The organism is Burkholderia sp. IDO3 (assembly GCF_003366075.1).
Taxonomy (GTDB): domain Bacteria; phylum Pseudomonadota; class Gammaproteobacteria; order Burkholderiales; family Burkholderiaceae; genus Burkholderia; species Burkholderia anthina.
This window is the reverse complement of record NZ_CP028963.1, coordinates 3,234,081-3,257,417: the sequence shown is the minus strand read 5'-3', so window position 1 is coordinate 3,257,417 and position 23,337 is coordinate 3,234,081. Positions and strand designations below refer to the sequence as shown.

General features: G+C 67.2%; 21 protein-coding genes. 15 read left to right on the top strand and 6 right to left on the bottom strand.

Features of this window, described 5'->3' with window-relative positions; genetic code table 11:
• Position 1 precedes the first annotated feature (1 nt).
• From DCN14_RS29960 to DCN14_RS29945, 4 genes are all read left to right on the top strand, one after another.
• Positions 2–1,696, top strand: coding sequence for a cation acetate symporter (locus DCN14_RS29960; RefSeq protein ID WP_096507426.1), 1,695 nt, complete (start codon positions 2–4; stop codon positions 1,694–1,696).
• A gap of 353 nt (positions 1,697–2,049) precedes the next feature.
• The gene (locus DCN14_RS29955) at positions 2,050–3,339 is read left to right on the top strand and encodes a dicarboxylate/amino acid:cation symporter (RefSeq protein WP_096507425.1); all 1,290 of its coding nucleotides are present in this window, start codon (positions 2,050–2,052) and stop codon (positions 3,337–3,339) included.
• Positions 3,340–3,343: 4 nt separating this feature from the next.
• Positions 3,344–5,365, top strand: coding sequence for an ATP-binding protein (locus DCN14_RS29950; RefSeq protein ID WP_096507424.1), 2,022 nt, complete (start codon positions 3,344–3,346; stop codon positions 5,363–5,365).
• Positions 5,366–5,465: 100 nt separating this feature from the next.
• Positions 5,466–6,821 carry a sigma-54 dependent transcriptional regulator gene (locus DCN14_RS29945; RefSeq protein WP_096507423.1) on the top strand — a complete coding sequence of 452 codons (1,356 nt, stop codon included), beginning with the start codon at positions 5,466–5,468 and terminating at the stop codon, positions 6,819–6,821.
• 97 nt (positions 6,822–6,918) lie between these two features.
• On the opposite strand, the gene DCN14_RS29940 is transcribed toward DCN14_RS29945, so the two are convergent.
• Positions 6,919–7,455: a TlpA disulfide reductase family protein gene (locus DCN14_RS29940; protein ID WP_096507422.1), complete on the bottom strand. Its 537-nt coding sequence runs from the start codon at positions 7,453–7,455 to the stop codon at positions 6,919–6,921.
• 163 nt (positions 7,456–7,618) lie between these two features.
• On the opposite strand from DCN14_RS29940, the gene DCN14_RS29935 reads away from it, so the two are divergent.
• Entirely contained in the window at positions 7,619–8,191 is a 573-nt protein-coding gene (locus DCN14_RS29935) for a hypothetical protein (RefSeq protein ID WP_096507421.1), read from the top strand.
• 333 nt (positions 8,192–8,524) lie between these two features.
• On the opposite strand, the gene DCN14_RS29930 is transcribed toward DCN14_RS29935, so the two are convergent.
• On the bottom strand, positions 8,525–10,183 hold the full coding sequence (locus DCN14_RS29930) for a YifB family Mg chelatase-like AAA ATPase (RefSeq protein WP_096507420.1): 1,659 nt from the start codon (positions 10,181–10,183) through the stop codon (positions 8,525–8,527).
• A gap of 241 nt (positions 10,184–10,424) precedes the next feature.
• A complete protein-coding gene (locus DCN14_RS29925) occupies positions 10,425–10,676 on the bottom strand; it encodes an accessory factor UbiK family protein (protein ID WP_096507419.1) in 252 nt (83 codons plus the stop codon).
• A 356-nt stretch (positions 10,677–11,032) separates the two neighbouring features.
• Between DCN14_RS29925 and DCN14_RS29920 the strand changes: the two genes are divergently transcribed.
• From DCN14_RS29920 to ptsP, 7 genes are all read left to right on the top strand, one after another.
• Positions 11,033–11,371, top strand: coding sequence for a P-II family nitrogen regulator (locus tag DCN14_RS29920; protein WP_006398175.1), 339 nt, complete (start codon positions 11,033–11,035; stop codon positions 11,369–11,371).
• A gap of 32 nt (positions 11,372–11,403) precedes the next feature.
• Positions 11,404–12,891 carry an ammonium transporter gene (locus DCN14_RS29915; protein WP_096507418.1) on the top strand — a complete coding sequence of 496 codons (1,488 nt, stop codon included), beginning with the start codon at positions 11,404–11,406 and terminating at the stop codon, positions 12,889–12,891.
• Positions 12,892–13,134: 243 nt separating this feature from the next.
• Positions 13,135–14,424, top strand: coding sequence for a glutamate--cysteine ligase (gene gshA, locus DCN14_RS29910; protein ID WP_044848231.1), 1,290 nt, complete (start codon positions 13,135–13,137; stop codon positions 14,422–14,424).
• 25 nt (positions 14,425–14,449) lie between these two features.
• Positions 14,450–15,406 (top strand): glutathione synthase, encoded by a 957-nt coding sequence (gshB, locus tag DCN14_RS29905; RefSeq protein ID WP_096507417.1) that lies wholly within the window; start codon positions 14,450–14,452, stop codon positions 15,404–15,406.
• Positions 15,407–15,637: 231 nt separating this feature from the next.
• Entirely contained in the window at positions 15,638–16,108 is a 471-nt protein-coding gene (locus DCN14_RS29900) for a PTS fructose transporter subunit IIA (protein WP_096507416.1), read from the top strand.
• Positions 16,109–16,182: 74 nt separating this feature from the next.
• Positions 16,183–16,452 (top strand): HPr family phosphocarrier protein, encoded by a 270-nt coding sequence (locus DCN14_RS29895; protein ID WP_006477716.1) that lies wholly within the window; start codon positions 16,183–16,185, stop codon positions 16,450–16,452.
• A 200-nt stretch (positions 16,453–16,652) separates the two neighbouring features.
• Positions 16,653–18,425 (top strand): phosphoenolpyruvate--protein phosphotransferase, encoded by a 1,773-nt coding sequence (gene ptsP, locus DCN14_RS29890; protein WP_096507464.1) that lies wholly within the window; start codon positions 16,653–16,655, stop codon positions 18,423–18,425.
• 93 nt (positions 18,426–18,518) lie between these two features.
• Here ptsP and DCN14_RS29885 read toward each other — a convergent pair whose 3' ends face one another.
• The 3 genes from DCN14_RS29885 to gpmA form a co-directional block, all read right to left on the bottom strand.
• On the bottom strand, positions 18,519–19,271 hold the full coding sequence (locus DCN14_RS29885; protein ID WP_096507415.1) for a HesA/MoeB/ThiF family protein: 753 nt from the start codon (positions 19,269–19,271) through the stop codon (positions 18,519–18,521).
• Positions 19,272–19,374: 103 nt separating this feature from the next.
• Positions 19,375–20,916 carry a S41 family peptidase gene (locus DCN14_RS29880; RefSeq protein ID WP_096507414.1) on the bottom strand — a complete coding sequence of 514 codons (1,542 nt, stop codon included), beginning with the start codon at positions 20,914–20,916 and terminating at the stop codon, positions 19,375–19,377.
• 261 nt (positions 20,917–21,177) lie between these two features.
• Entirely contained in the window at positions 21,178–21,924 is a 747-nt protein-coding gene (gene gpmA / locus DCN14_RS29875) for a 2,3-diphosphoglycerate-dependent phosphoglycerate mutase (RefSeq protein WP_027789056.1), read from the bottom strand.
• A 137-nt stretch (positions 21,925–22,061) separates the two neighbouring features.
• Here gpmA and DCN14_RS29870 point away from each other — a divergent pair, with 137 nt between their 5' ends.
• The 3 genes from DCN14_RS29870 (at position 22,062) to secB (ending at position 23,327) form a co-directional block, all read left to right on the top strand.
• The gene (locus tag DCN14_RS29870) at positions 22,062–22,484 is read left to right on the top strand and encodes a rhodanese-like domain-containing protein (protein WP_096507413.1); all 423 of its coding nucleotides are present in this window, start codon (positions 22,062–22,064) and stop codon (positions 22,482–22,484) included.
• Complete coding sequence (gene grxC / locus DCN14_RS29865) at positions 22,481–22,741, top strand: glutaredoxin 3 (protein ID WP_011886111.1); 261 nt, start codon at positions 22,481–22,483, stop codon at positions 22,739–22,741. The genes DCN14_RS29870 and grxC overlap by 4 nt, the downstream gene beginning before the upstream one ends.
• 106 nt (positions 22,742–22,847) lie before the next feature.
• The gene (gene secB, locus DCN14_RS29860; protein WP_096507412.1) at positions 22,848–23,327 is read left to right on the top strand and encodes a protein-export chaperone SecB; all 480 of its coding nucleotides are present in this window, start codon (positions 22,848–22,850) and stop codon (positions 23,325–23,327) included.
• Positions 23,328–23,337: the final 10 nt, after the last annotated feature.

Below are 23,337 nucleotides of genomic sequence, written 5' to 3'. Positions count from 1 at the left end.
CATGCGACTGACCGCGATTGCGCCCGGCGCGCTTGCCATTCCCCTTGTTCTCTTTTCAGCCACCGCACACGCCGTATCCGTCGCAGGCCCGATGCCCGACAAGGTCGAACTGAACCCGGTCGCGATCGGGATGTTCTTCGCGTTCGTGTTCGCGACGCTCGCGCTCACGCGCTGGGCCGCGCGCCGCACGCGTTCGACGCGCGACTTCTACACGGCCGGCGGCGGCATCACCGGGCTGCAGAACGGGCTCGCGATCGCGGGCGACTACATGTCGGCCGCGTCGTTCCTCGGGCTGTCCGGCATGGTGTTCATGTTCGGCTTCGACGGGCTGATCTACTCGATCGGCTTCCTCGTCGGCTGGCCGTTCGTGATGTTCCTGATCGCCGAGCCGCTGCGCAACCTCGGCAAGTTCACGTTCGTCGACGTCGTCGCATATCGCTTCGCACAGCGGCCGATCCGGCTGCTCACGTCGGCGAATTCGCTGACCATCGTCGTGCTGTACCTGGTCGTGCAGATGGTCGGGGCCGGCAAGCTGATCCAACTGCTGTTCGGGCTGTCGTACGGCACGGCCGAGCTGATCGTCGGCGTGCTGATGGTCGTCTACGTATTCTTCGGCGGGATGACCGCGACGACCTGGGTGCAGGTGATCAAGGCCGTGCTGCTGCTGTGCGGCGCGACGGTGCTCGTCGTGCTCGCGCTAGGCGAATTCGGCTTCAGCGTCGACGAGATGTTCCGCCGCGCGGTGGCCGTGCATCCGGGCGCGCTGTCGATCATGGGGCCCGGCAAGCTGATCCGCGATCCGGCCAACGCGCTGTCGCTCGGCATCGCGCTGATGTTCGGCACGGCCGGCTTCCCGCACATCCTGATGCGCTTCTTCACGGTGCCCAATGCGAAGGAGGCGCGCAAGTCGGTGCTCTACGCAACCGGCTTCATCGGCTACTTCTATTTGCTGACCTTCGTGATCGGCTTCTCGGCGATCGTGCTGCTCGCGCAGCATCCGGAGTTCTTCAAGCTGGGCGCGAACGGCACGTTCAACCTGACGCACGACCTGCTCGGCGGCTCGAACATGGTCGCGGTGAAGCTCGCGCAGGCGGTCGGCGGGAACGGGTTCTACGGCTTCATCGCGGCCGTCACGTTCGCGACGATCCTCGCGGTGGTCGCGGGTCTCACGCTCGCCGGCGCGACGACGATCTCGCACGACCTGTACGCGCAGATGTGGGCGCGCGGCAAGCCCGACGAACGCGTCGAGATGCGCATCTCGCGTGCGGCGACGATCGGCCTGTCGGCAATCGCGATCGCGCTGTCGATCCTGTTCGAGCACGTGAACGTCGCGTTCATGGTCGGGCTCGTCGCGGCGGTGGCCGCGAGCGCGAATTTCCCGGTGCTGGCGATGTCGATCTTCTGGCGCGGGATGACGACGCGCGGCGCGGTGCTCGGCGGCGGCCTCGGCCTCGCGTCGGCGGTCGCGCTCACGGTGCTGTCGAAATCGGTGTGGGTCGACGTGCTGCACCACGCGCACGCGCCGGTGTTCCTCGACAACCCGGCGCTCGTGTCGGTGCCGCTCGCGTTCGTCGGGATCGTCGTCGGCTCGCTGCTGGATCGCGGCGAGCGCGCGCGGCGCGAGCGCGACGCGTTCGCGCAGCAGGAGTTCTACGCGCAGACGGGTGTGCTCGCCGGCCGCGCCGTGCAGCACTGATTTATCGGACGAAAACACGAATCCGTCCGGATCGCCGGACGGATGTTTTCCGGAAATCCGGAATCCCGGATTTTCTTGCCTGCCGCATTATGAGAAATACAATAAAAACAATGCTTTGGTGGCTTCCGGAGACCTGGCATCGACCTTGCAATATGAAAAGCACGGCCAATCCCCCGGCCTGACTATTAAACCAAGGAGACAATCGATGACCACTGCCTTCCTCCCCCTCCGGACGTCCTGAGGCATCGCTTGTTGCGGCACGGCAGCCGCGCGGGCGAATGGCGCTTCCCCTGACACTCGTCCGCGCGCGTGACGCCGTTTCCACCGGCTCATCTACTTCAGCAGGAACCATCGTGAAGAAGAAACCCATCTACAAAGTGCTCTATGTGCAGGTGATCTTCGCCATCGTCGTCGGCGTGATCCTCGGCCACTACTACCCGTCGATCGCCACCGACATGAAGCCGCTCGGCGACGGCTTCATCAAGCTGATCAAGATGGTGATCGGCCCGATCATCTTCTGTACGGTCGTCACCGGCATCGCCGGCATGGAGGACATGAAGAAGGTCGGTCGCGTCGGCGGCAAGGCGCTCCTGTACTTCGAGATCGTGTCGACCTTCGCGCTGCTGCTCGGCCTCGCGGCCACGCACCTCCTGCGTCCGGGCGTCGGCTTCAACATCGATCCGGCGACGCTCGACGGCAAGGCCGTCGCATCGTACGCGGCGAAGGCGCACGGGCAGTCGACGGTCGACTTCCTGATGCACATCATCCCGAACACGATGGTCGATGCGTTCGCGCAGGGCGAAATCCTGCAGATCCTGCTGATCGCGCTGCTGTTCGGCAGCGTGCTTGCGCACCTCGGCGAGCGCGGCCGCGTCGTCACCGACTTCATCGACGGCCTGACGCGCGTGCTGTTCGGCATCGTGCACATCGTCACGAAGCTCGCGCCGATCGGTGCATTCGGCGCGATGGCGTTCACGATCGGCAAGTACGGCGTCGGCTCGCTGGTGCCGCTGCTCAAGCTGATCGGCACGTTCTATCTGACGTCGGTGGTGTTCGTGCTGGTCGTGCTCGGTACGATCGCGCGCTTCACGGGCTTCTCGATCATCCGCTTCGTGTCGTACATCAAGGAAGAGATGCTGATCGTGCTCGGTACGAGCTCGTCGGAAGCCGCGCTGCCGCAGCTGATGGAAAAGCTCGAGAAGGCCGGCTGCTCGCGTTCGGTCGTCGGCCTCGTCGTGCCGACCGGGTACTCGTTCAACCTCGACGGCACCAACATCTACATGACGATGGCCGTGCTGTTCATCGCGCAGGCGACCAACATCGAACTGACGTGGATGCAGCAGCTCACGCTGCTGGCGGTCGCGATGCTGACGTCGAAGGGCGCGAGCGGCGTCACGGGCGCGGGCTTCATCACGCTCGCCGCGACGCTCGCCGTCGTGCCGACGATCCCGCTGTCGGGCATGGTGCTGATCCTCGGCATCGACCGCTTCATGAGCGAATGCCGCGCGCTGACCAACATCGTCGGCAACGGTGTCGCGACCGTCGTCGTGTCGGCATGGGAGAAGGAACTCGACCGCAACAAGCTGCGCCAGGCGCTCAAGGGCGGTGGCGAGGTCACGACGACCGAGACGGCCGGCGTCTGACATCATGAAGGCGCAGGCGGCGGTACCGCCCGCAGGCGGCGCGCCGCGCGGCGGCCAGGGCGGCGATGCGGAGCCCTATGACACAATAGGCGATCCGCATCGCCAGGAAGCCTCGTCCGTGAAGCGCCGCCTGCTCATCCTCGTCATGCTTGCCGCCGCGCTCGCCGCGGCGTGCGCGCTGACGTGGACCATCACGTGGCGGCGCGGCGTCGCGGAGCTGCAGCGCAACGCCGCGGTGCGCGTCGACCGCACCACCAACGCGCTCAAGAGCACGCTCGATCGCTACGAATCGCTGCCTTATCTGCTCGGCAGCCATCCGTACGTGCAGGATCTCCTCGCCGAGCCGAAGCGCGCCGATTTCACCGCGCGCGCGAACCGCTATCTCGAAGACCTCAACGAACACGCACACGCGACCGTCACTTACGTGATCGGCGCGGACGGCCTGTGCGTGGCCGCCAGCAACTGGCGCGCGCCGGACAGCTTCGTCGGGATCGAATATCGTTTCCGTCCTTATTTCATCGACGCGATGAACGGCCAGGTCGGCCGCTTCTTCGGCATCGGCACGATCTCGCGCGATCCGGGCTATTACATCTCGCAGCCGGTGTGGCGCGACGGGCGGATCGCGGGCGTCGTCGTCGTGAAGCTCAATCTCGAATGGTTCCAGGGCGCCGATGCGTCCGAGCCGCTCGTCGTCGCGGACGATCACGGCGTCGTGTTCCTGTCGTCCGTGCCCGCGTGGAAGTACCACACGCTGCATCCGCTGACGGGGCCGGTTGCCGCGTCGATCTACGAGACGCGCCAGTACGCGCAGCAGCCCGTCACGCCGCTGCCGCTGCGCGTCGAGCAGGTGCTCGGCCCCGATGCGGAGATCGTGCGGCTCGGCCCGGGCCTCGGTGCGCCGCGTTTCCTGGCCTCCAAGCGGCGCATCGGCGAGCCCGACTGGCTGCTCGTCACGCTCGCGCCGATCGCCCCGGTGGACGCCGATGCACGCAACGCGACGATCGTCACGGGCTTCGGCTTCGTGTCGGTCGCGTTGCTCGCGTTCTACTGGCGGATGCGTCGCGCGCGCGTGCGCGAGATGATCCGCGGCCGCGCGCTGTTGCAGCAGGCGTATGCGCAGCTGAACCGGCGCGTCGAGGAGCGCACGGCCGACCTGTCGGAAGCGAACGAGCAATTGCAGAAGGAAGTCGGCGACCGGATCCGGGCGGAACAGGAGCTGCGCGCCGCGCACGACGAACTGATCCAGGCGAGCAAGCTCGCCGCGCTCGGCCAGATGGCCGCCGGCATCACGCACGAACTGAACCAGCCGCTTGCGGCGCTGCGCAGCTTCTCGGACAACACGCGCGTGCTGCTCGATCGCGGCGAGCAGGCGGCCGCGCGCGAGAACCTCGAGGCGATCGCTGCGCTGACCGAGCGGATGGGCAAGATCACCAATCAGCTGAAACTGTTCGTCGGCCGCGCGAAGCCGCGCAACGAGCAGGCGCTCGTCGTGCGCGCGCTGCGCAGCGTGCTGTCGCTGCTCGGCGAGCGCCTGCGCGGCGTCGCGCTCACGCTGACGTTGCGGGATGCGACGGTGTCGCCCGCGCAGGATGCGCCGCTCGACCTGGCGCAAGACTATCCGCAGCTCGTCGCCCGCTGCGAGGACCTGCGCCTGGAGCAAGTGCTGATCAACCTGCTCGGCAACGCGCTCGACGCGGTGGCGGGCACGGGTGTTGCAGCCCCGGCGCCGGCGATCGAAGTGACGATCGTGGTGTCGGCCGCGACGCTGTCGATCGAGGTGCGCGACAACGGCTCCGGCATCGCGCCCGAGTTGCTGCCGCGCCTGTTCGAGCCGTTCTTCACGACGAAGGAAATGGGGCGCGGGCTCGGGCTCGGCCTCGCGATTTCGTCGTCGATCGCGAGCGACGCGGGCGGGGCGCTGACCGCGCGTAATGCGCCGTCCGGCGGCGCGCTGTTCGTCTTGACGCTGCGGCGCGCGCGCACGCATCATCCGGACTCCGTGTCCGAGCCCGCGGGCTCGCGCTAGGGCAGCAGCAGGGCCCGCCGCAGACCCGGTCGCACGACCGGCATCAACGAGAGCCGCACCGCAACCTTGCCGCGCGGCCCGTCAGGAGCAAGTGACTACGATGGCCAACCGGCTGCAAGTGATCTATATCGAAGACGACGCGCTCGTTCGCCGGGCGAGCGTGCAAAGCCTCCAGCTCGCGGGGTTCGACGTCGTCGGGTTCGAATCGGCCGAAGCGGCCGACAAGGCGATCGTCTCCGAAAACGCCGGCGTGATCGTCAGCGATATCCGGTTGCCCGGCGCGAGCGGGCTCGACCTGCTCGCGCAGTGCCGCGAGCGCGTGCCCGACGTGCCGGTGATCCTCGTCACCGGCCACGGCGACATCTCGATGGCCGTGCAGGCGATGCGCGACGGCGCGTACGACTTCATCGAAAAACCGTTCGCGGCCGAACGCCTGATCGAGACGGTGCGCCGCGCGCTGGAGCGGCGCGAGCTCGTGCTCGAGAACCATGCGCTGCGGCGCGAACTGGCCGGGCAGAACATCGTCGCGCCGCGCATCATCGGCCGGAGCCCCGCGATCGAACAGGTGCGCAAGCTGATCGCGAACGTCGCGCCCACCGACGCGTCGGTACTGATCAACGGCGACACGGGCGCCGGCAAGGAGCTGATCGCGCGCAGCCTGCACGAGCTGTCGCCGCGTCGCGACAAGCCGTTCATCGCGGTGAACTGCGGCGCGCTGCCCGAGCCGATGTTCGAGTCGGAGATGTTCGGCTACGAGCCCGGCGCATTCACGGGCGCGGCGAAGCGCCGTGTCGGCAAGCTCGAATACGCATCCGGCGGCACGCTGTTCCTCGACGAAATCGAAAGCATGCCGCTCGCGCTGCAGGTGAAGCTGCTGCGCGTGCTGCAGGACGGCGTGCTCGAGCGGCTCGGCTCGAACCAGCCGATCCGCGTGAACTGCCGCGTCGTCGCGGCCGCGAAAGGCGACATGAGCGAACTCGTCGCGGCCGGCACGTTCCGGCGCGACCTGCTGTACCGGCTCAACGTCGTGACGATCGCGCTGCCGCCGCTCGCCGAGCGCCGCGAGGACATCGTGCCGCTGTTCGAGCACTTCATGCTCGACGCGGCCGTGCGTTACGGGCGCCCCGCGCCGGTGCTGACCGACCGGCAGCGCGCGAGCCTGATGCAGCGCGACTGGCCCGGCAACGTGCGCGAACTGCGCAACGCGGCCGACCGCTTCGTGCTCGGCGTCGCCGACATGCCGCAGGAGGCCGGCGCGAGCAGCGACGACGCGGAGAGCGACCAGACGCTGAAGGAGCGCATCGAACAGTTCGAGCGCGCGGTGATTGCCGAGGCGTTGAACCAGACGGGCGGCGCGGTCGCCGCGACGGCCGACCGGCTGCATGTCGGCAAGGCGACGCTGTACGAGAAGATGAAGCGCTACGGGCTGTCCGCGAAAGGCGAAACCGAGCGCTGAAAAAGACACGGACCGCAGAACCGGGCTGGCCGGTCGTGCGGTCCGTTCGACGGAGCAGGGTGCGGTGCGCGGCCCTGCGAGCCGTGTCGGGCGGCGCTCAGGCGGCGTTGTTGCCGAGTGCCTTCTTGAGCAGCGCGTCGAGCTCCGCGAATTGCGGTGCGCCGACGTAGCGCTTCAGGATCTTGCCGTCCTTGTCGACGACGAAGGTCGTCGGCGTGAGCTGCACGTTGCCGAACTGCTTCGCGACGCTGCCGTCGTCGAGCGCGATCTTGAACGGCAACTGGCGCGTCTGCGCGTAGTTCGCGACGTACATCGGCGGGTCGTAGTTCATCGCGACCGCGACGAATTCCAGCCCCTGGCCCTTGAAGCGATTGTAGGTATCGACCATCTGCGGCATTTCCTGCATGCAGGTCGCGCAGCTCGTCGCCCAGAAGTTCACGAGGTAGACCTTGCCCTTCAGGTCGCCGGCCGTCGACACCTTCTGGCCCGACAGCAGCGTGAACGTGGCGTCCGGCACGGTGGACTTGCCGTTGAACGCGAAGAAGCCGGCAACGGCGATGGCTGCGACGACGACGGCCGCGACGATATAGCGGGCGGGGCCGGTGCGGCGCTGGGCGGGAGGCGTGGTGTTCATCTGCGGTGCTCTCGGAGTCGGTCGATGACGCGGGTCGATGCAAGGGACGTCGAAATTCGGCGCTCATTTTAGCGCGAATGCGGCCCGTGCACCGGCGGCCACCTCACATCTCGGCCGTCGGGTTCGGCGGATAATGGGCGTTTTGCCTGTCCCCATCACTGCCATGCCGAAGGAAGTCATCGAATTGTTGCGCCCCCTTTTTCGTCCGCTGCGACACTTCGCCGCGCTCGCGTGCGTGAGCGCGGTGCTGGCTGCGTGCTCGCCGTCATATGACTGGCGCACGCTGCACAACGATGCCGGCTACACGATCGACCTGCCGGCGAAGCCGACCGTCGAGAACCAGCCGGTGGCGGTGGGCGGCGCGTCGATGCCGATGCGGATGCAGGCCGCGCACGTCGACGGCGCCGTGTTCGCGGTCGGCACGCTGACGCTGCCGGACGACCGCGACGAGACACGCCGCGCGGCGCTCGACTTCCTGCAGGCCGGGTTGTCGCGCAATCTCGAAGGCACGCCGCAGATCGCATCGGTGCCCGTGCCGCTCGCGGCCGGCGGCGCGGTGAACGGGCTCGAGCTGCGCATTGCCGGTGCAGCCAGCGGCGGCGACCATGCGCGCAAGACGATCATCGCGCGGCTCGTCGCGCGCGGCCGCCACGCGTACCAGGCCGTCGTGATCGCCGACGGGCCGCTTGCGCAGGAGCAGCTCGACCAGTTTTTCGGCTCGTTCAAACTCGACTGATACCGGCCGGCGAGGGCGCTCAGACACTCTGTGACAATTGAAAGTTCATTCGCAGCTTTCGACGCTAATCGCCGGATTTTGCGGGGATTTTTCGGCTATCCACAGCGCATGTGGATAACTTTGTTGAAAAGTTTGCCAAATCCGCCGCAAAGCCATGCCGGACGGCCTTTCGGGACATTTGGCGGCTCGTGCGCCGTTTAGGAAAGATCAATAAAAACAACGGGATAGCAATTCCGCAATAAGAGAGCGCCCGCGCGAGCCGATCCGGGGCCGGATTCGTGGAATTGTGCATAAGTCAAGTCTTGACAGTCTAATTTTGTCCTCCGCAGGCATTTACAGCGCCGTCAGCGCGCGCCGGTAGCGGATCGCTTCGGCGATCTGCGCGGCCGTCGGCAGCGGGTCGCCGGCGAGGTCGGCGATCGTTCGCGCCACCTTCAGCACGCGGAAATACGCGCGCGCGGACCAGCCGAAGCGTTCGCCGGCCTCGCGCAGCAGCCGCTCGCCGTCGCCGGTCGGCCGGCACAGATCGTCGGTCTCGCGGCCGCTCAGCATGTGATTCGTCTTGCCCTGCCGGTCGAGCTGCAGCGCACGCGCTTGCGCGACCCGCGCGGCGACCGCCGCGCTCGATTCGCCGGGCGCCGTCGCGCGCGACGCGAGTTCCGCTGGCGACAGCGCAGGCAGGTCGATCTGGATGTCGATGCGATCGAGCAGCGGCCCCGACAGCTTGCGCAGGTAGCGCGCGGCGACGTCGGGCGAGCAGCGGCAGCGCCCGGACGGATCGCCGTGCCAGCCGCACGGGCACGGATTCATCGCGGCGATCAGCTGGCAGGCGGCGGGGAAGTCGGCTTGCTGCGCCGCGCGCGAGATCGTGATGCGGCCGACTTCCAGCGGCTCGCGCAGCATCTCCAGCACGTGCCGGTCGAATTCGGGCAGCTCGTCGAGAAACAGCACGCCGAGGTGCGCGAGCGTGATCTCGCCAGGCTGCGGCGGGTTGCGGCCGCCGACCAGCGCGGCGGCGCTCGACGAATGATGCGGCGAGCGGAACGGCCGCCGCCGCCACTGCGCGGGCGAGAAGCCGAGACGGCTCGCGGAAAGGAGCGCGGCCGACGTCAGCGCTTCGTCGTCGGTCAGCGGTGGCAGCAGGCCGGGCAGGCGCGCGGCCAGCATCGACTTGCCGGCGCCGGGCGGCCCGACCATCAGCATGTGGTGGCCGCCGGCGGCGGCGACTTCGAGCGCGCGCCGCGCGCCACGCTGGCCGACCACGTCCGCGAGATCGGGGGCGGCCGGCGTCGGCAGTCCGTCGAGGCGCGGCGCCGCGACCGGCGCGAGCCGGGCGTCGGGCGCATCGGCGAGATGCGCGCACAGCGCCGGCAGGTCGGGCGCACCGAACACGGTAACGCCCGGCACGAGCGCGGCCTCGGCGGCGCTGTCGAGCGGCAGGTACAGCTCGGGCGGGCGCGACGGGGCGGTCGCGCCGGATATCGCGACGCAATCGGGGCTGGAACCGAGACCGGGCCGGAGCCCGGAATCGGGACGGGAATCGGGACGGGAATCGAAACCGGAGCCGAAGCCCGCTCCGGCGCCACCCGCACGCCAGTCGCGGGCCGCGCCGCACGCCATCGCGAACGCGCCGCGCATCGGCCGCAGTGCGCCGGTCAGCGACAGTTCGCCGGCGAATTCGCGGCCGGCCAGCGCGTCGGCCGGGATCTGGCCGTTCGCCGCGAGGATGCCGAGCGCGATCGGCAGGTCGAAGCGGCCCGACTCCTTCGGCAGGTCGGCCGGCGCGAGATTGACGGTAATGCGCCTGACGGGGAATTCGAATCCGCAGTTCTGCAGCGCGGCGCGCACGCGCTCGCGGCTTTCGCGGACTTCGAGATCGGGCAGGCCGACGATGGAGAACGACGGCAACCCGTTGGCGAGGTGGACTTCGACGGTGACGTCCGGCGCGCGGCCGGCCGCCGGCGCGCGACTGCGCACCACGGCAAGCGACATGGCGAGGCTCCTGTAAAGGAATCGGACGGCAACGGCCGTTCGGGGCCGCATGCCGCGGGAATCGGAGGAATCGGTGCGCGCTTGCCGGCGTGGCGCGGAGAAAGAACGAGGGACTGCTGAAACGAGGAACAGCGAAGAGCGAGGGACTGCGGAGTACGACGAAACGGCGGAGCGATTTCGGGGTAGCGGGCGCGAGCCGCACGAGGCGGCCCGCGCCCGGACCCGTCGGTCGGGCGGGGCGTCAGGCCTGGGGTGCCGTGAGCTTCTGCTCGAGTTCCGCGACGCGCTTCTCGAGTTCCTCGAGACGCACGCGGGTGCGGGCGAGCACCTGGGCCTGCGTGTCGAACTCCTCGCGCGTGACGAGATCGAGTTTCGAGAAGCCTTGCGACAGCATGGCCTTCACGTTGCGCTCGACATCCTTGGCCGGCGAGTTTTTCAGCAGGTCGCTGACGCGCGACTGCAGATCGTTGAAAACGTCGCTGGGTTGCTTCATGTGGTTACCCTTCCTTGCACAAAAAATGTGCATCTTCAGTTGCGTACGTGCCCATGATGCACGCATGACCGGAAATGGTGCGCCGGCGGCGCGAATTCCGGGCATGGCGCCCGCATGGGTGAATGGCCCGGTGATCCGGGACGTGCGTGCACTCTAGCAACGATCCTTTCGCCGCGCCAGCAAACCCGGCCCACATTGGCCATTCGGCCGGGCTCGCGCGCCTTTCGGCATGCGATGCGACCCCGCTTCCGGGCCGTTCGAGACGGCGCTCTCGCGAACATGGCATGCGAGTTGCTGAGAAGAGAACCGTTACAACATTCCAACCAATTCGACGGGACACCCAGCGAGAGGACTTCATGAAACTGATTACCGCAATCATCAAGCCGTTCAAGCTCGATGAGACACGCGAAGCGCTCTCCGCGCTCGGCGTCTCGGGCATCACCGTGACGGAGGTGAAGGGGTTCGGGCGCCAGAAGGGGCACACCGAGCTGTATCGGGGCGCGGAATACGTGGTCGATTTCCTGCCGAAGATGAAGATCGAGGCGGCCGTGTCGGACGACCTCGTCGACCAGGCGGTCGAGGCGATCGAGCGGGCCGCGCGCACCGGCAAGATCGGCGACGGGAAGATCTTCGTCACGCCGATCGAACAGGTGATCCGGATCCGGACCGGGGAGACAGGCGCGGACGCGCTGTAACGAACAAGACAAGCGACAAGAGGAAACCCGAGATGCGCAAACTTCTGATGTCCCTGCTGATGGCCGGCTCGCTGATCGCGGCCGGCGTCGGCCCCGCGCTCGCCGACGACGCGGCGTCCGCCGCGGCTGCGTCCGCGCCCGCCGCCACGGCGTCCGATGCCTCCGCTGCCGCAGCGCCCGCCGCTTCGGCGCCGGCCGCCACGGACGCATCGGCACCGGCTGCCGCCGCACCCGCTTCGGGCGCCGCCGACGCATCGGCCGCCCCCGCCGCGCCGACCGCACCGTTCTCCGTCGATTCGTCGAAGATCAGCGCCGGCGACACCGCGTGGATGCTCACGTCCACCGCGCTCGTGCTGTTCATGACGATCCCCGGCCTCGCGCTGTTCTACGCCGGCATGGTCCGCAAGAAGAACGTGCTCGCGACCGTGATGCAGAGCTTCGCGATCACCGCGGTGATCACGGTGCTGTGGACGGTGGTCGGCTACAGCCTCGCGTTCACGCCGGGCAACGGCTTCATCGGCGGCCTGTCGCGCGTGTTCCTGCACGGGATGACCTACGTGAAGGGCGACAAGGCGACCACGCTGACCGTCAGCCACCTGGCGACGACGATTCCTGAGTCGGTCTACTTCGTCTATCAGATGACGTTCGCGATCATCACGCCGGCGCTGATCTGCGGCGCGTTCGCCGACCGGATGAAGTTCTCGGCGATGCTCGTGTTCATGACGCTCTGGTCGCTGATCGTCTACGTGCCGATCGCGCACATGGTGTGGGAGCCGACCGGCTGGCTGTCGTCGGACGGCGTGCTCGACTTCGCGGGCGGCACCGTGGTGCACATCAACGCCGGTATCGCGGGCCTCGTGTCGTGCCTGATGCTCGGCAAGCGGGTCGGCTTCGGCCGCGAATCGATGGCGCCGCACAACCTGGTGCTGACGATGATCGGCGGCTCGATGCTGTGGGTCGGCTGGTTCGGCTTCAACGCGGGTTCCGCGGTCGCGGCCGACGGCCGTGCCGGCTTCGCGATGCTGACGACGCAAGTGGCCACGGCCTGCGCGGCGCTCGGCTGGATGTTCGCCGAGTGGCTCACGCACGGCAAGCCGTCGGTGCTCGGCATCGTGTCGGGTGCGGTCGCGGGCCTTGTCGCGATCACGCCGGCCGCCGGTTTCGTCGGCGTGACGGGCGCACTCGTGATCGGCATCGCGGCCGGCGTCGTGTGCTTCTGGTCGGCGACCTGGCTCAAGTCGAAGCTCGGCTACGACGATTCGCTCGACGCGTTCGGCGTGCACGGCATCGGCGGGATCCTCGGCGCGTTGCTGACGGGTGTGTTCGCGGTCAAGGATATCGGCGGGGCCGACGGCAGCCTGCTGCTGCAGGCGAAGGGCGTGCTGATCACGCTGGTGTACAGCGGCGTGCTGAGTTTCGTGCTGCTGAAGCTGATCGACCTGACGATCGGCCTGCGCGTGACCGAAGAGGAAGAGCGCGAAGGTCTCGACGTGGTGCTGCACGGCGAACACGTCGAATAAGTCGTACGGATGAACGGCGGGCCGCCGCGCAGACGGCGCCCGCGACGAATGAGCGCAGCGACTTCGGCCCGCCCACCCGGCGGGCTTTTTTTCTCCTGACGCCTGCTGTCGCAGCGCATAACCCTTCGACCTATCGGGTCAATAGCCGAAAACTTCCTCCAAACCCTTGTGAAGCCGGGAACAATCCCCAAATGGGCAAGGCAATTGCTCTACAATCTTCATTCTCCCGCTCGCGAGTGATTCATGGTTCCCCACCTCGTTACCGCGTTGAACGGTCCGCTGCTCGAACTCGAGCAGAAGATCCTCGACGCGACGCCTGCGATCGAACGCTGGTTCAGGCTCGAATGGCAGGAACACACCCCGCCGTTCTATTGTTCGGTGGACCTGCGCAACGCCGGCTTCAAGCTGGCGCCCGTCGACGCGAACCTGTTCCCCGGCGCGTTCAATAATCTGCCGTCCGAAGTGCTGCCGCTCGCCGTCCAGGCCGCGATGGCCGCGATCGAGAAGATCTGCCCGGACGCGAAGAACCTGCTCGTGATTCCCGAGCTGCCGACCCGCAACGCGTTCTACCTGGAAAACGTCGCGCGGCTCGCGACGATCATGCGCCAGGCCGGCCTGAACGTCCGCTTCGGCTCGCTCGATCCGAGCATCACCGACATGACGCCGATCACGCTGGCCGACGGCCAGAAGATCGTGCTCGAGCCGCTCGAGCGTTCGCAGCGCCGCCTCGGCCTGAAGAATTTCGATCCGTGCTCGATCCTGCTGAACAACGACCTGTCGGCAGGGATTCCGGCCGTGCTGGAAAACCTGCACGAGCAGTATCTGCTGCCGCCGCTGCATGCGGGCTGGGCCGTGCGCCGCAAGTCGACGCACTTCTCGTGCTACGACGACGTCGCGAAGAAGTTCGCGAAGATGGTCGGCGTCGATCCGTGGATGGTGAATCCGTATTTCGCGCACGTCGAAGGCGTCGACTGGCAGGCCCATGAAGGCGAGCAGGCGCTCGCCGACGCGATCGACGGCGTGCTCAAGAAGATCGCGCGCAAGTATCGCGAATACGGCATCAGTGAAAAGCCGTACGTGGTCGTGAAGGCCGACGCGGGCACCGCGGGGCGCGGCGTGATGACCGTGCACGACGCGGCCGAGATCGGCCGCATGTCGAAGGCGGAGCGCGCGCAGATGGCCGAATCGAAGGCCGGCCTCGCGGTGCGCGACGTGATCGTGCAGGAAGGCGTGTATACGTTCGAGCGCGTCGGCGACGAAGTCGCGGAGCCCGTCGTGTACATGATCGACCGCTACGTGGTCGGCGGCTTCTACCGCACGCACGGCGGCCGCGAGCGCGACCAGAACCTGAACGCCCCCGGCATGCATTACGTGCCGCTCGGCTTCGAGCACACCGCGCTGCCGGATGCCGGCGCGAAGCCGGGCGCCGCGCCGCCGAACCGTTTCTACATGTACGGCGTCGTCGCGCGGCTGTCGCTGATCGCGTCGTCGATCGAACTGGAAAAGACCGATCCCGAAGCCATCCAGGTGTAACGGCTTCGCTACGTACAGGACCCGCATGGACATTCTCTTTATTGCCGACCCGCTCGAGCGCTTCAAGATCTACAAGGATTCGACCTACGCGATGATGGCGGAGGCCGCGCGGCGCGGGCATGCGGTGTACGCATGCGAGCCGCACCAGCTTGCGTGGACGGGTTCGGGCGTCGAGGCGGACGTGCAGCGCGTGACGATCGTCGGCGACACGGCCGACCTGCATCGTCATCCGTGGTACGAGACGGCCGCGCACGAATCCCGGCAGCTGACGTCGTTCGGCGCGGTGCTGATGCGCAAGGATCCGCCGTTCGACATGGAGTACGTGACGGCCACCTGGATGCTCGAGCTTGCCGAGCGGGCAGGCGCACGCGTGTTCAACAAGCCGCAGTCGATCCGCGATCACTCGGAGAAGCTCGCGATCGGCGAGTTTCCGCAGTTCGTCGCACCGACGCTCGTCACGCGCGACGCCGCGCGCTTGCGGGCATTTCACGCCGAGCATGGCGACGTGATCGTGAAGCCGCTCGACGGCATGGGCGGGATGGGCGTGTTCCGCGTGAAGGCCGACGGAATGAATCTCGGCGCGATCATTGAGATGCTGGGCCATGACGGCACGCGCTCGCTGATGATCCAGAAGTTCATTCCCGAGATCAAGGCGGGCGACAAGCGCATTCTGCTGATCGCGGGCGAGCCGGTGCCGTATTCGCTCGCGCGGATTCCGCAGGGCAGCGAAGTGCGCGGCAATCTCGCGGCGGGCGGGCTCGGCGTCGCGCAGCCGCTGACGCCGCGCGATCGCGAGATCGCCGAGACGCTCGGCCCCGTGCTCGCGGCGCGCGGGCTGCTGCTGGTCGGCCTCGATGCGATCGGCGACTGGCTGACCGAGGTGAACGTGACGAGCCCGACGTGCTTCCGCGAAATCATGGAGCAGACGGGTTTCGACGTCGCCGCGATGTTCATCGACGCGCTGGAGCGGGCGGCCGCGTAGCCCGTTTTCCGCGCAACCCCGGCGGCGGCCGCGCAGGTCCCCCGTCGCCGGAGCGGTTCGATCGGCCTGCTACAATGCCCGCTTGCCCGGTGCCGCGACCAGCGCGCCGAAGGCCCGGCGGTCGGGCCGAAACCGTTGCAAGGCTGAACATGAAACGTTTCCCACACTCGCTACGCTCATTGCCCCGTCGCGGGGTATCGGCCCGCCAGGGGCGGCCGGGAGCGGTCTGACATGGCCGGGATTCTGATCATCGCGCATGCCCCGCTCGCCACCGCGCTGCGGGACTGCATCGCGCACATCTACGGCGGCGTGCCCGCGCGCATCGGCTGTATCGACGTGATGGCGGACAGCGACCCCACCCAGGTGATGGCGTTCGCGCATGCGGAGCTCGCGCGGCTCAGGGAAGAGAACGGCGTCGTCGTGCTGACCGACATGTACGGCGCGACGCCCGCGAACATCGCGGGGCAACTGGCGAAGCTCGAGAACGTGCGCGTGCTCGCCGGCGTGAACCTGCCGATGCTGGTGCGCGCCGTCTGCTACCGCACGGTGCCGCTCGACAAGCTCGTCGACAAGGCGCTGTCCGGCGGCGCGAAGGGCGTTCACGAGGTATCGGCCGGCACGCCGCCGCCGCCGTCGGAAACCGGCTGCGGCCAGTGCGCGCCGATTCCGCCTGAGCCGCAACCGCGCACCGAATCGCACTGACCATCCCGTTTTCCGTTTCAGACTGACCCGCCGACGCCCGTCGCCGGCGGCCTCGACCGACCCGACCGAGAATCATGCTTCAACAAGAAACCACCATCGTCAACAAATTGGGGCTCCATGCGCGCGCATCGGCCAAGCTTACGCAACTGGCCGGCAACTTCCAGTCGGAAGTCTGGATGACGCGCAACGGGCGCAAGATCAATGCGAAGAGCATCATGGGCGTCATGATGCTGGCGGCGGGCATCGGCAGTACGGTGACGATCGAGACCGAGGGGCCGGACGAACGCGAAGCGATGGATGCGCTGCTCAAGCTGATCGCGGACAAGTTCGGCGAAGGTCAGTGATTCCGCGCGGGATCACTGCCGTTTCGAATCGGAATGCCGCGTTTTTCGCGGCATTTTTTTCGTCTGAAGCATTGATACGTAACGCGTAATGCTGCGCTGCACGCAGTCAGCATGAGGGGACGGAATTTATAATCGCTAACCGGGGTCATAAGCGCATCGCAGCAGTGTGCCGCGGCTTTACATGTACAGAGGAGGTGCGCGTGTCCTTCACGCTGCATGGCATTCCCGTCTCACGTGGTATCGCGATCGGGCGAGCGTACCTGATCGCGCCGGCGGCGCTCGACGTCGCCCATTACCTGATCGAAGCGAACCAGATCGATGCCGAGGTCGAGCGTTTCCGCACGGCGCTCGAAACCGTGCATCACGAACTCGAGGCGCTGCGCGCCGACCTGACCGACGACACCCCGACCGAAGTGGGCGCGTTCATCGACGTGCACGCCATGATCCTGAGCGACGCGATGCTCGTGCAGGAAACCATCGACCTGATCCGCACGCGGCGCTACAACGTCGAATGGGCGCTGACCGAGCAGCTCGAACTGCTCACGCGCCACTTCGACGACATCGAGGACGAATACCTGCGCGAGCGCAAGGCCGACATCGAGCAGGTGGTCGAGCGCGTGCTGAAGGCGCTCGCGGGCGCGCCGTCCGCGTCGCAGGCGCTCGATCGCGCGGCCAGGAACGGCACGAACGAGATGATCGTCGTCGCGCACGACATCGCGCCGGCCGACATGATGCAGTTCAAGTCGCAGTCGTTCCAGGCGTTCGTCACCGATCTCGGCGGCCGCACGTCGCACACGGCGATCGTCGCGCGCAGCCTCGGCATTCCGGCCGCGGTCGGCGTGCAGCACGCGAGCGCGCTGATCCGCCAGGACGACCTGATCATCGTCGACGGCGACCAGGGCATCGTGATCGTCGATCCGGCGCCGATCGTCCTCGAGGAATATTCGTACCGCCAGTCCGAGAAACTGCTGGAGCAGCGCAAGCTGCAGCGCCTGAAGTTCTCGCCGACGCAGACGTTGTGCGGCACCAAGATCGAGCTGTACGCGAACATCGAGCTGCCCGACGACGCGAAGGCGGCGGTCGAGGCCGGCGCGGTCGGCGTCGGGCTGTTTCGCTCGGAGTTCCTGTTCATGCATCAGAAGGAGATGCCCGAGGAGGAGGAGCAGTTCGCCGCGTACAAGCGTGCGGTCGAGTGGATGAAGGGCATGCCGGTGACGATCCGCACGATCGACGTCGGCGCGGACAAGCCGCTCGAGGCGCTCGACGAAGGCTACGAGACGGCGCCGAACCCGGCGCTCGGGCTGCGCGCGATCCGCTGGAGCCTGTCCGAGCCGCAGATGTTCCTCACGCAGTTGCGCGCGATCCTGCGCGCGTCCGCGTTCGGGCAGGTGAAGATCCTGATCCCGATGCTCGCGCACGCGCAGGAGATCGACCAGACGCTCGACCTGATCCGCGAGGCGAAGCGCCAGCTCGACGACGCGGGGCTCGCATACGATCCGAACGTGCGTCTCGGCGCGATGATCGAGATCCCGGCTGCGGCGATCGCGCTGCCGCTGTTCCTGAAGCGCTTCGACTTCCTGTCGATCGGCACGAACGACCTGATCCAGTACACGCTCGCGATCGACCGCGCGGACAACGCGGTCGCGCACCTGTACGACCCGCTGCATCCGGCGGTGCTGCATCTGATCGCCTATACGCTGCGCGAAGCGAAGCGGGCGGGCGTGTCGGTGTCGGTGTGCGGGGAGATGGCCGGCGACCCGGCGCTCACGCGCCTGCTGCTCGGGATGGGGCTCACCGAGTTCTCGATGCATCCGAGCCAGTTGCTGGTGGTGAAGCAGGAGATTTTGCGTGCGCACCTGAAGGCGCTCGAGAAGCCGACGGCCGACGTGCTCGCCGCGTTCGAGCCGGAAGAAGTGCAGGCGGCGCTCAAGCGCTTGGCGGTCGCCGAGCCGCGCGCGGACGCGGCCGCCTGAGCGGCAGCGGCGCAGGCCGCGCCGCGCAACCGGAGTCGCGAAATAGTCGCGAAACGTCACGCATGCGCCGCCGGCGCATGCATCCGACGCGCGTCAGTGCCGGCCGCCGCACACAGGGCAGTCGGCCTGGCGCGCGATCTTCATCGTCGTCCATTCCATCCGCAGCGAATCGAGCATCATCAGCCGGCCGTTGAGCGTCGTGCCGATCCCGCCGATCACGCGCAGCGCTTCGGCGGCCTGCATCGCACCGATGATCCCGACCGTCGGCGCGAACACGCCCATCGTCGAGCACGCGACTTCCTCGAACGGCTGGTCTTCCGGAAACACGCAGGCGTAGCAGGGCGCGGCCGGATCGCGGAAATCGAACGTGCTGATCTGGCCGTCGAAGCGCAGCGCGGCGCCCGACACGAGCGGCACGCCGTGCGCGACGCACGCACGGTTGATCGCGTGGCGCGTCGCGAAGTTGTCGGTGCAGTCGAGCACGACGCTCGCGCGTGGCACGTGTTCGTCGAGCCACGCATCGTCGACGCGCGCCGCGACCGCGTGCACCGTCACCTCGGGATTCAGCTGCGCGAGCGCGTCGCGTCCCGATTCGACCTTGCTGCGGCCGACCGAGGCCGTCACGTGCAGGATCTGCCGCTGCAGGTTCGTGAGATCGACCGTGTCGGCGTCGACCAGCGTGATCGTGCCGACGCCGGACGCCGCGAGATACATCGCGGCCGGCGAGCCGAGGCCGCCGGCGCCGACGACGATCGCATGCGCGTCGAGAAAGCGCTGTTGCGCCTCGATGCCGATTTCGTCGACGAGGATGTGGCGGGAGTAGCGAAGGAGTTGATCGTCGTTCATGGGGAAGTCGTGAGCGAGGCGGACCTGCTGGCTATTCTAGGCGCGCATGAAAAACGGGCCATCGCGGTCTTCCCGCGATGGCCCGTCGGATGCCGGCCGGCGCTTACTGCGGTGCCGACGCGGGCTTCGGTGCGGCGGCCTTCGTGCCCGACGCCTTCGCGGCGGACGCGGCCTTGGCCGCAGGGCTCTTCGTCGTGCTCTCGGCGAGCAGCGACTTCGATTCCTGCACCGGCTTGCCTTCGAGCTTGTTGAGCGCCTGCTGCATCATGAAGTCGTCGGCGCTGCCGAACTCGATCGGCTTGCGATCGCGGTCCTTCTGGCGTTGCTCCGGCGTCTTCTTGTCGTTCTGCTCTTCGAGGATGCGCAGCTGATCCATCCGGCGCTGCTCGCGCTCTTCCTGTTCCTTCTTCTCGTTCGGATCCTGCGTGTTCGCGAGGTGGTTCGAGTAATCGACTTCACGCGTCACGAGCACGTCGTCCGGATCGCCGTCCGCGTACTGATCGACCGGCACGTCAGGCGTGATGCCCTTGTTCTGGATCGACCGGCCGCTCGGCGTGTAGTAGTACGCGGTCGTCAGGCGCAGCGCGGTGTCGGCCGTCATCGGGCGGACCGTCTGCACCGAACCCTTGCCGAACGTCGTCTTGCCCATGATCAGCGCGCGCTTCGAATCCTGCAGCGCACCGGCGACGATTTCCGACGCGGACGCCGAATACGCGTTCGTCAGCACGATCATCGGCACGGTCTTGAAGACCGGCGGCAGGTTCTTCAGCGGATCGCCGTCGAAGGACGGCAGGCGGTAGTTGTCGTAGGTGTCGCGGTAGACCTGTTTCGAATCCGGGATCTGGCCGTTGGTCGACACGACGACGGAGTCGGGCGGCAGGAACGCGCCGGCGACGCCGACCGCGCTCTGCAGCAGGCCGCCGCCGTTGTTGCGCAGGTCGACGATCAGGCCCTTCAGGTTCGGCTGCTGGCGTGCGATGTCCTGCAGCTTCGCGGCGAGATCGGGCGTCGTGCGCTCCTGGAAGCTCGTGATCCGGATGTACGCGTAACCCGGGTCGAGCAGCTTCATCTTCACGCTCTGGACCTTGATGATCGCGCGCGTGACCGTGACCGGGAACGTGCGGTCGTCGCTCTTGCGGAAGATCGTCAGCGTGACCTTGGTGCCCGGCTCGCCGCGCATCTGCTTGACGGCCTTGTCGAGCGTCATGCCGCGCACCGGCTTGTCGTTGATGCGCGTGATCAGGTCGCCCGGACGGATGCCGGCGCGGAACGCGGGGGTGTCCTCGATCGGCGAGATCACCTTGACGAGGCCGTCTTCCTGCGAGATCTCGATGCCCAGGCCCGCGAAGCGGCCCTTCGTCTGCTCTTGCAGTTCATCGTAGTCGGTCTTGTCGAGGAACGACGAGTGCGGGTCGAGGCTCGACACCATGCCCTTGATCGCCGCCGTCAGCAGCTTCTTGTCGTCGACCGGCTCGACGTACTCGCGCTTGATCTGGCCGAACACTTCCGCGAACAGGCGAAGCTGGTCGAGGGGAAGCGGGGCCGTGGCGTTCTGCTCTGCCGATGCCGAAACCTGCAGCGTGGCGAATACGCCCGTGGCGAGGCCCGCGGCAATCAGGCCGATGTTCTTCAATTTCATTCGCATAGAGAGTCTGGTGCGGTCGGGAAGCGCGTGGCGGTAGCGGGGATGTAGCGGACAAGTATAACTGTTCGTCCGATTACTCAGTGGAACGGTGCGAAAAGGTCTCGCGCCCCGGGTTTCGGGCCCCGGCGGGGTGCCGCCGGACGCGCGACGGATTCGAAAGCGGATTCGACAGCACCGGAGCCGCGAAGGTTCGCGCCGCGCACCGGAAAGGCCGAACGGGGCCGGGCGCACCGAAGGCGGCCCCGCCCCGCCCGACGGGCGTCAGCCCGCCTTGCCCTGTTTCGCGACGGCGGCCTGCGCCTGCGCGATCGCGTCCTGGTCGCCGAGGTAGTAATGCTTGATCGGCTTCAGGTTCTCGTCGAGTTCATACACGAGCGGCACGCCGTTCGGGATGTTCAGGCCGACGATGTCGCTGTCCGAGATGCCGTCGAGATACTTGATCAGCGCACGCAGCGAGTTGCCGTGCGCGGCGATCAGCACCTGCTTGCCCGCGCGGACGGCCGGTGCGATCGACTCGTTCCACAGCGGCAGCACGCGCGCGACCGTGTCCTTCAGGCACTCGGTGAGCGGCAGCTGCTCGCGCGGCACCTTCGCGTAGCGCGGGTCGTTGAACGGCGCGCGTTCGTCGGTCGGCTCGAGCGCGGGCGGCGGCGTGTCGTAGCTGCGGCGCCACACGAGCACCTGGTCGTCGCCGAACTTGGCGGCCGTTTCCGCCTTGTTCAGGCCCGACAGCGCGCCGTAGTGGCGCTCGTTCAGGCGCCACGAGTGGACGACCGGCAGGTACATCAAGTCCATCTTGTCCTGCACGTGCCACAGCGTGCGGATCGCGCGCTTGAGCACCGACGTGTACGCGATGTCGAACGTGTAGCCGGCCTCCTTGAGCAATTCGCCGGCCTGGTAGGCCTCGTTGCGACCCTGTTCGGTCAGGTCGACGTCGACCCAGCCGGTGAAGCGGTTTTCCTTGTTCCACGTCGATTCGCCGTGGCGGATGAGAACGAGTTTGTACATGGATCTTGCGGTCGGTAGTGATAGGGAAGCGGGGCGCGTCGCACGGTGCCCGGTTCGGGGCCCGCCATCGCGCAAGACGGTTATTTTATAATGGCAGGATTGTCCTTTTCCGATTTCTCTTTTTCCGGCGGAATTCCGTGAAGTTCTTTACCGATTACACGAACCTGGCCCTCATCGCGATCCTGCTGGTTTCCGGCGGCCTGCTTGCATGGCCCGTCCTGCGCCGCGGCCGCGGCGGCCTGTCGGCTGCGGAGGCGACGCAGCTCATCAATCGCCGCAACGCGGTCGTGATCGACGTGCGTGCCGCGTCCGACTTCGCTGCCGGCCACCTGCCGTCGGCGCGCCAGGTCGCCGCCGGCGAGATCGGCGCGAAAATTGCGCAGGTCGCAAAGAACAAGAGCACCCCCGTGCTGCTCGTCTGCCAGAACGGCCAGCAGTCGCAGAAGGCGGCGCGCGAGGTCGAGGCGGCAGGCTATGCCGAGGTGCACGTGCTCGAGGGCGGCGTCGCCGCCTGGCAGCAGGCCGGGATGCCGGTCGTCAAACAAGGAGTGGCGAAGTGAACAAGGTTTTGATGTACAGCACGCAGGTGTGTCCGTATTGCATGCAGGCCGAGCGCCTGCTGAAGCTGCGCGGCGTCGAGCAGATCGAAAAGGTGCTGATCGACCGCGATCCGGCCCGCCGTGAGGAAATGATGACGCGCACGGGCCGTCGCACGGTGCCGCAGATCTACATCGGCGACACGCACGTCGGCGGTTACGACGATCTGTCGAAGCTCGACCGCGAAGGCGGCCTGCTGCCGCTTCTGCAAGCGGCCTGATTAGGGCAGAATGGCCGCCGGCCGCGCTGCGGCTGAGCGCGCAGGATTCAACCGAGGCGGCCGGCGTGAAGCCGGGCCGACCCGTCACCACTTTTAGGGAAACACCATGTCCGACGTCGAAAACCAACCGTTCTTCAATATCCAGCGCGTCTACCTGAAGGATATGTCGCTCGAGCAGCCGAATTCGCCGGCGATCTTCCTCGAGCAGGACATGCCGTCGGTTGAAGTCGAAGTCGACGTCAAGGCCGAGCGCCTTGCCGAAAGCGTGTTCGAGGTCGTCGTGTCGGGTACCGTCACCGCGAAGGTGAAGGACAAGGTCGCGTTCCTGATCGAAGCGAAGCAGGCCGGCATTTTCGACATTCGCAACATTCCTGACGAGCAACTCGACCCGCTCGTCGGCATCGCTTGCCCGACGATCCTGTTCCCGTACCTGCGCTCGAACATCGCCGACGCGATCACGCGTGCGGGCTTCCCGCCGATCCACCTGGCGGAAATCAACTTCCAGGCGCTGTACGAGCAGCGTCTCGAGCAGCTTCAGCAGCAGGCCGGTGCAGCAGGCGCGCCGAACGGCACGACGCTGAACTGACGTTTCACTC

Bases quoted from the DNA above. Each gene is read 5' to 3' on its own strand.
- DCN14_RS29960 (WP_096507426.1), top strand. From the start codon at position 2: ATGCGACTGACCGCGATTGCGCCCGGCGCGCTTGCCATTCCCCTTGTT.
- DCN14_RS29950 (WP_096507424.1), top strand. From the start codon at position 3,344: ATGAAGGCGCAGGCGGCGGTACCGCCCGCAGGCGGCGCGCCGCGCGGC.
- DCN14_RS29945 (WP_096507423.1), top strand. From the start codon at position 5,466: ATGGCCAACCGGCTGCAAGTGATCTATATCGAAGACGACGCGCTCGTT.
- DCN14_RS29940 (WP_096507422.1), bottom strand. From the start codon at position 7,455: ATGAACACCACGCCTCCCGCCCAGCGCCGCACCGGCCCCGCCCGCTAT.
- DCN14_RS29935 (WP_096507421.1), top strand. From the start codon at position 7,619: ATGCCGAAGGAAGTCATCGAATTGTTGCGCCCCCTTTTTCGTCCGCTG.
- DCN14_RS29930 (WP_096507420.1), bottom strand. From the start codon at position 10,183: ATGTCGCTTGCCGTGGTGCGCAGTCGCGCGCCGGCGGCCGGCCGCGCG.
- DCN14_RS29925 (WP_096507419.1), bottom strand. From the start codon at position 10,676: ATGAAGCAACCCAGCGACGTTTTCAACGATCTGCAGTCGCGCGTCAGC.
- DCN14_RS29920 (WP_006398175.1), top strand. From the start codon at position 11,033: ATGAAACTGATTACCGCAATCATCAAGCCGTTCAAGCTCGATGAGACA.
- DCN14_RS29915 (WP_096507418.1), top strand. From the start codon at position 11,404: ATGCGCAAACTTCTGATGTCCCTGCTGATGGCCGGCTCGCTGATCGCG.
- gshA (WP_044848231.1), top strand. From the start codon at position 13,135: ATGGTTCCCCACCTCGTTACCGCGTTGAACGGTCCGCTGCTCGAACTC.
- gshB (WP_096507417.1), top strand. From the start codon at position 14,450: ATGGACATTCTCTTTATTGCCGACCCGCTCGAGCGCTTCAAGATCTAC.
- DCN14_RS29900 (WP_096507416.1), top strand. From the start codon at position 15,638: ATGGCCGGGATTCTGATCATCGCGCATGCCCCGCTCGCCACCGCGCTG.
- DCN14_RS29895 (WP_006477716.1), top strand. From the start codon at position 16,183: ATGCTTCAACAAGAAACCACCATCGTCAACAAATTGGGGCTCCATGCG.
- DCN14_RS29885 (WP_096507415.1), bottom strand. From the start codon at position 19,271: ATGAACGACGATCAACTCCTTCGCTACTCCCGCCACATCCTCGTCGAC.
- DCN14_RS29880 (WP_096507414.1), bottom strand. From the start codon at position 20,916: ATGCGAATGAAATTGAAGAACATCGGCCTGATTGCCGCGGGCCTCGCC.
- gpmA (WP_027789056.1), bottom strand. From the start codon at position 21,924: ATGTACAAACTCGTTCTCATCCGCCACGGCGAATCGACGTGGAACAAG.
- secB (WP_096507412.1), top strand. From the start codon at position 22,848: ATGTCCGACGTCGAAAACCAACCGTTCTTCAATATCCAGCGCGTCTAC.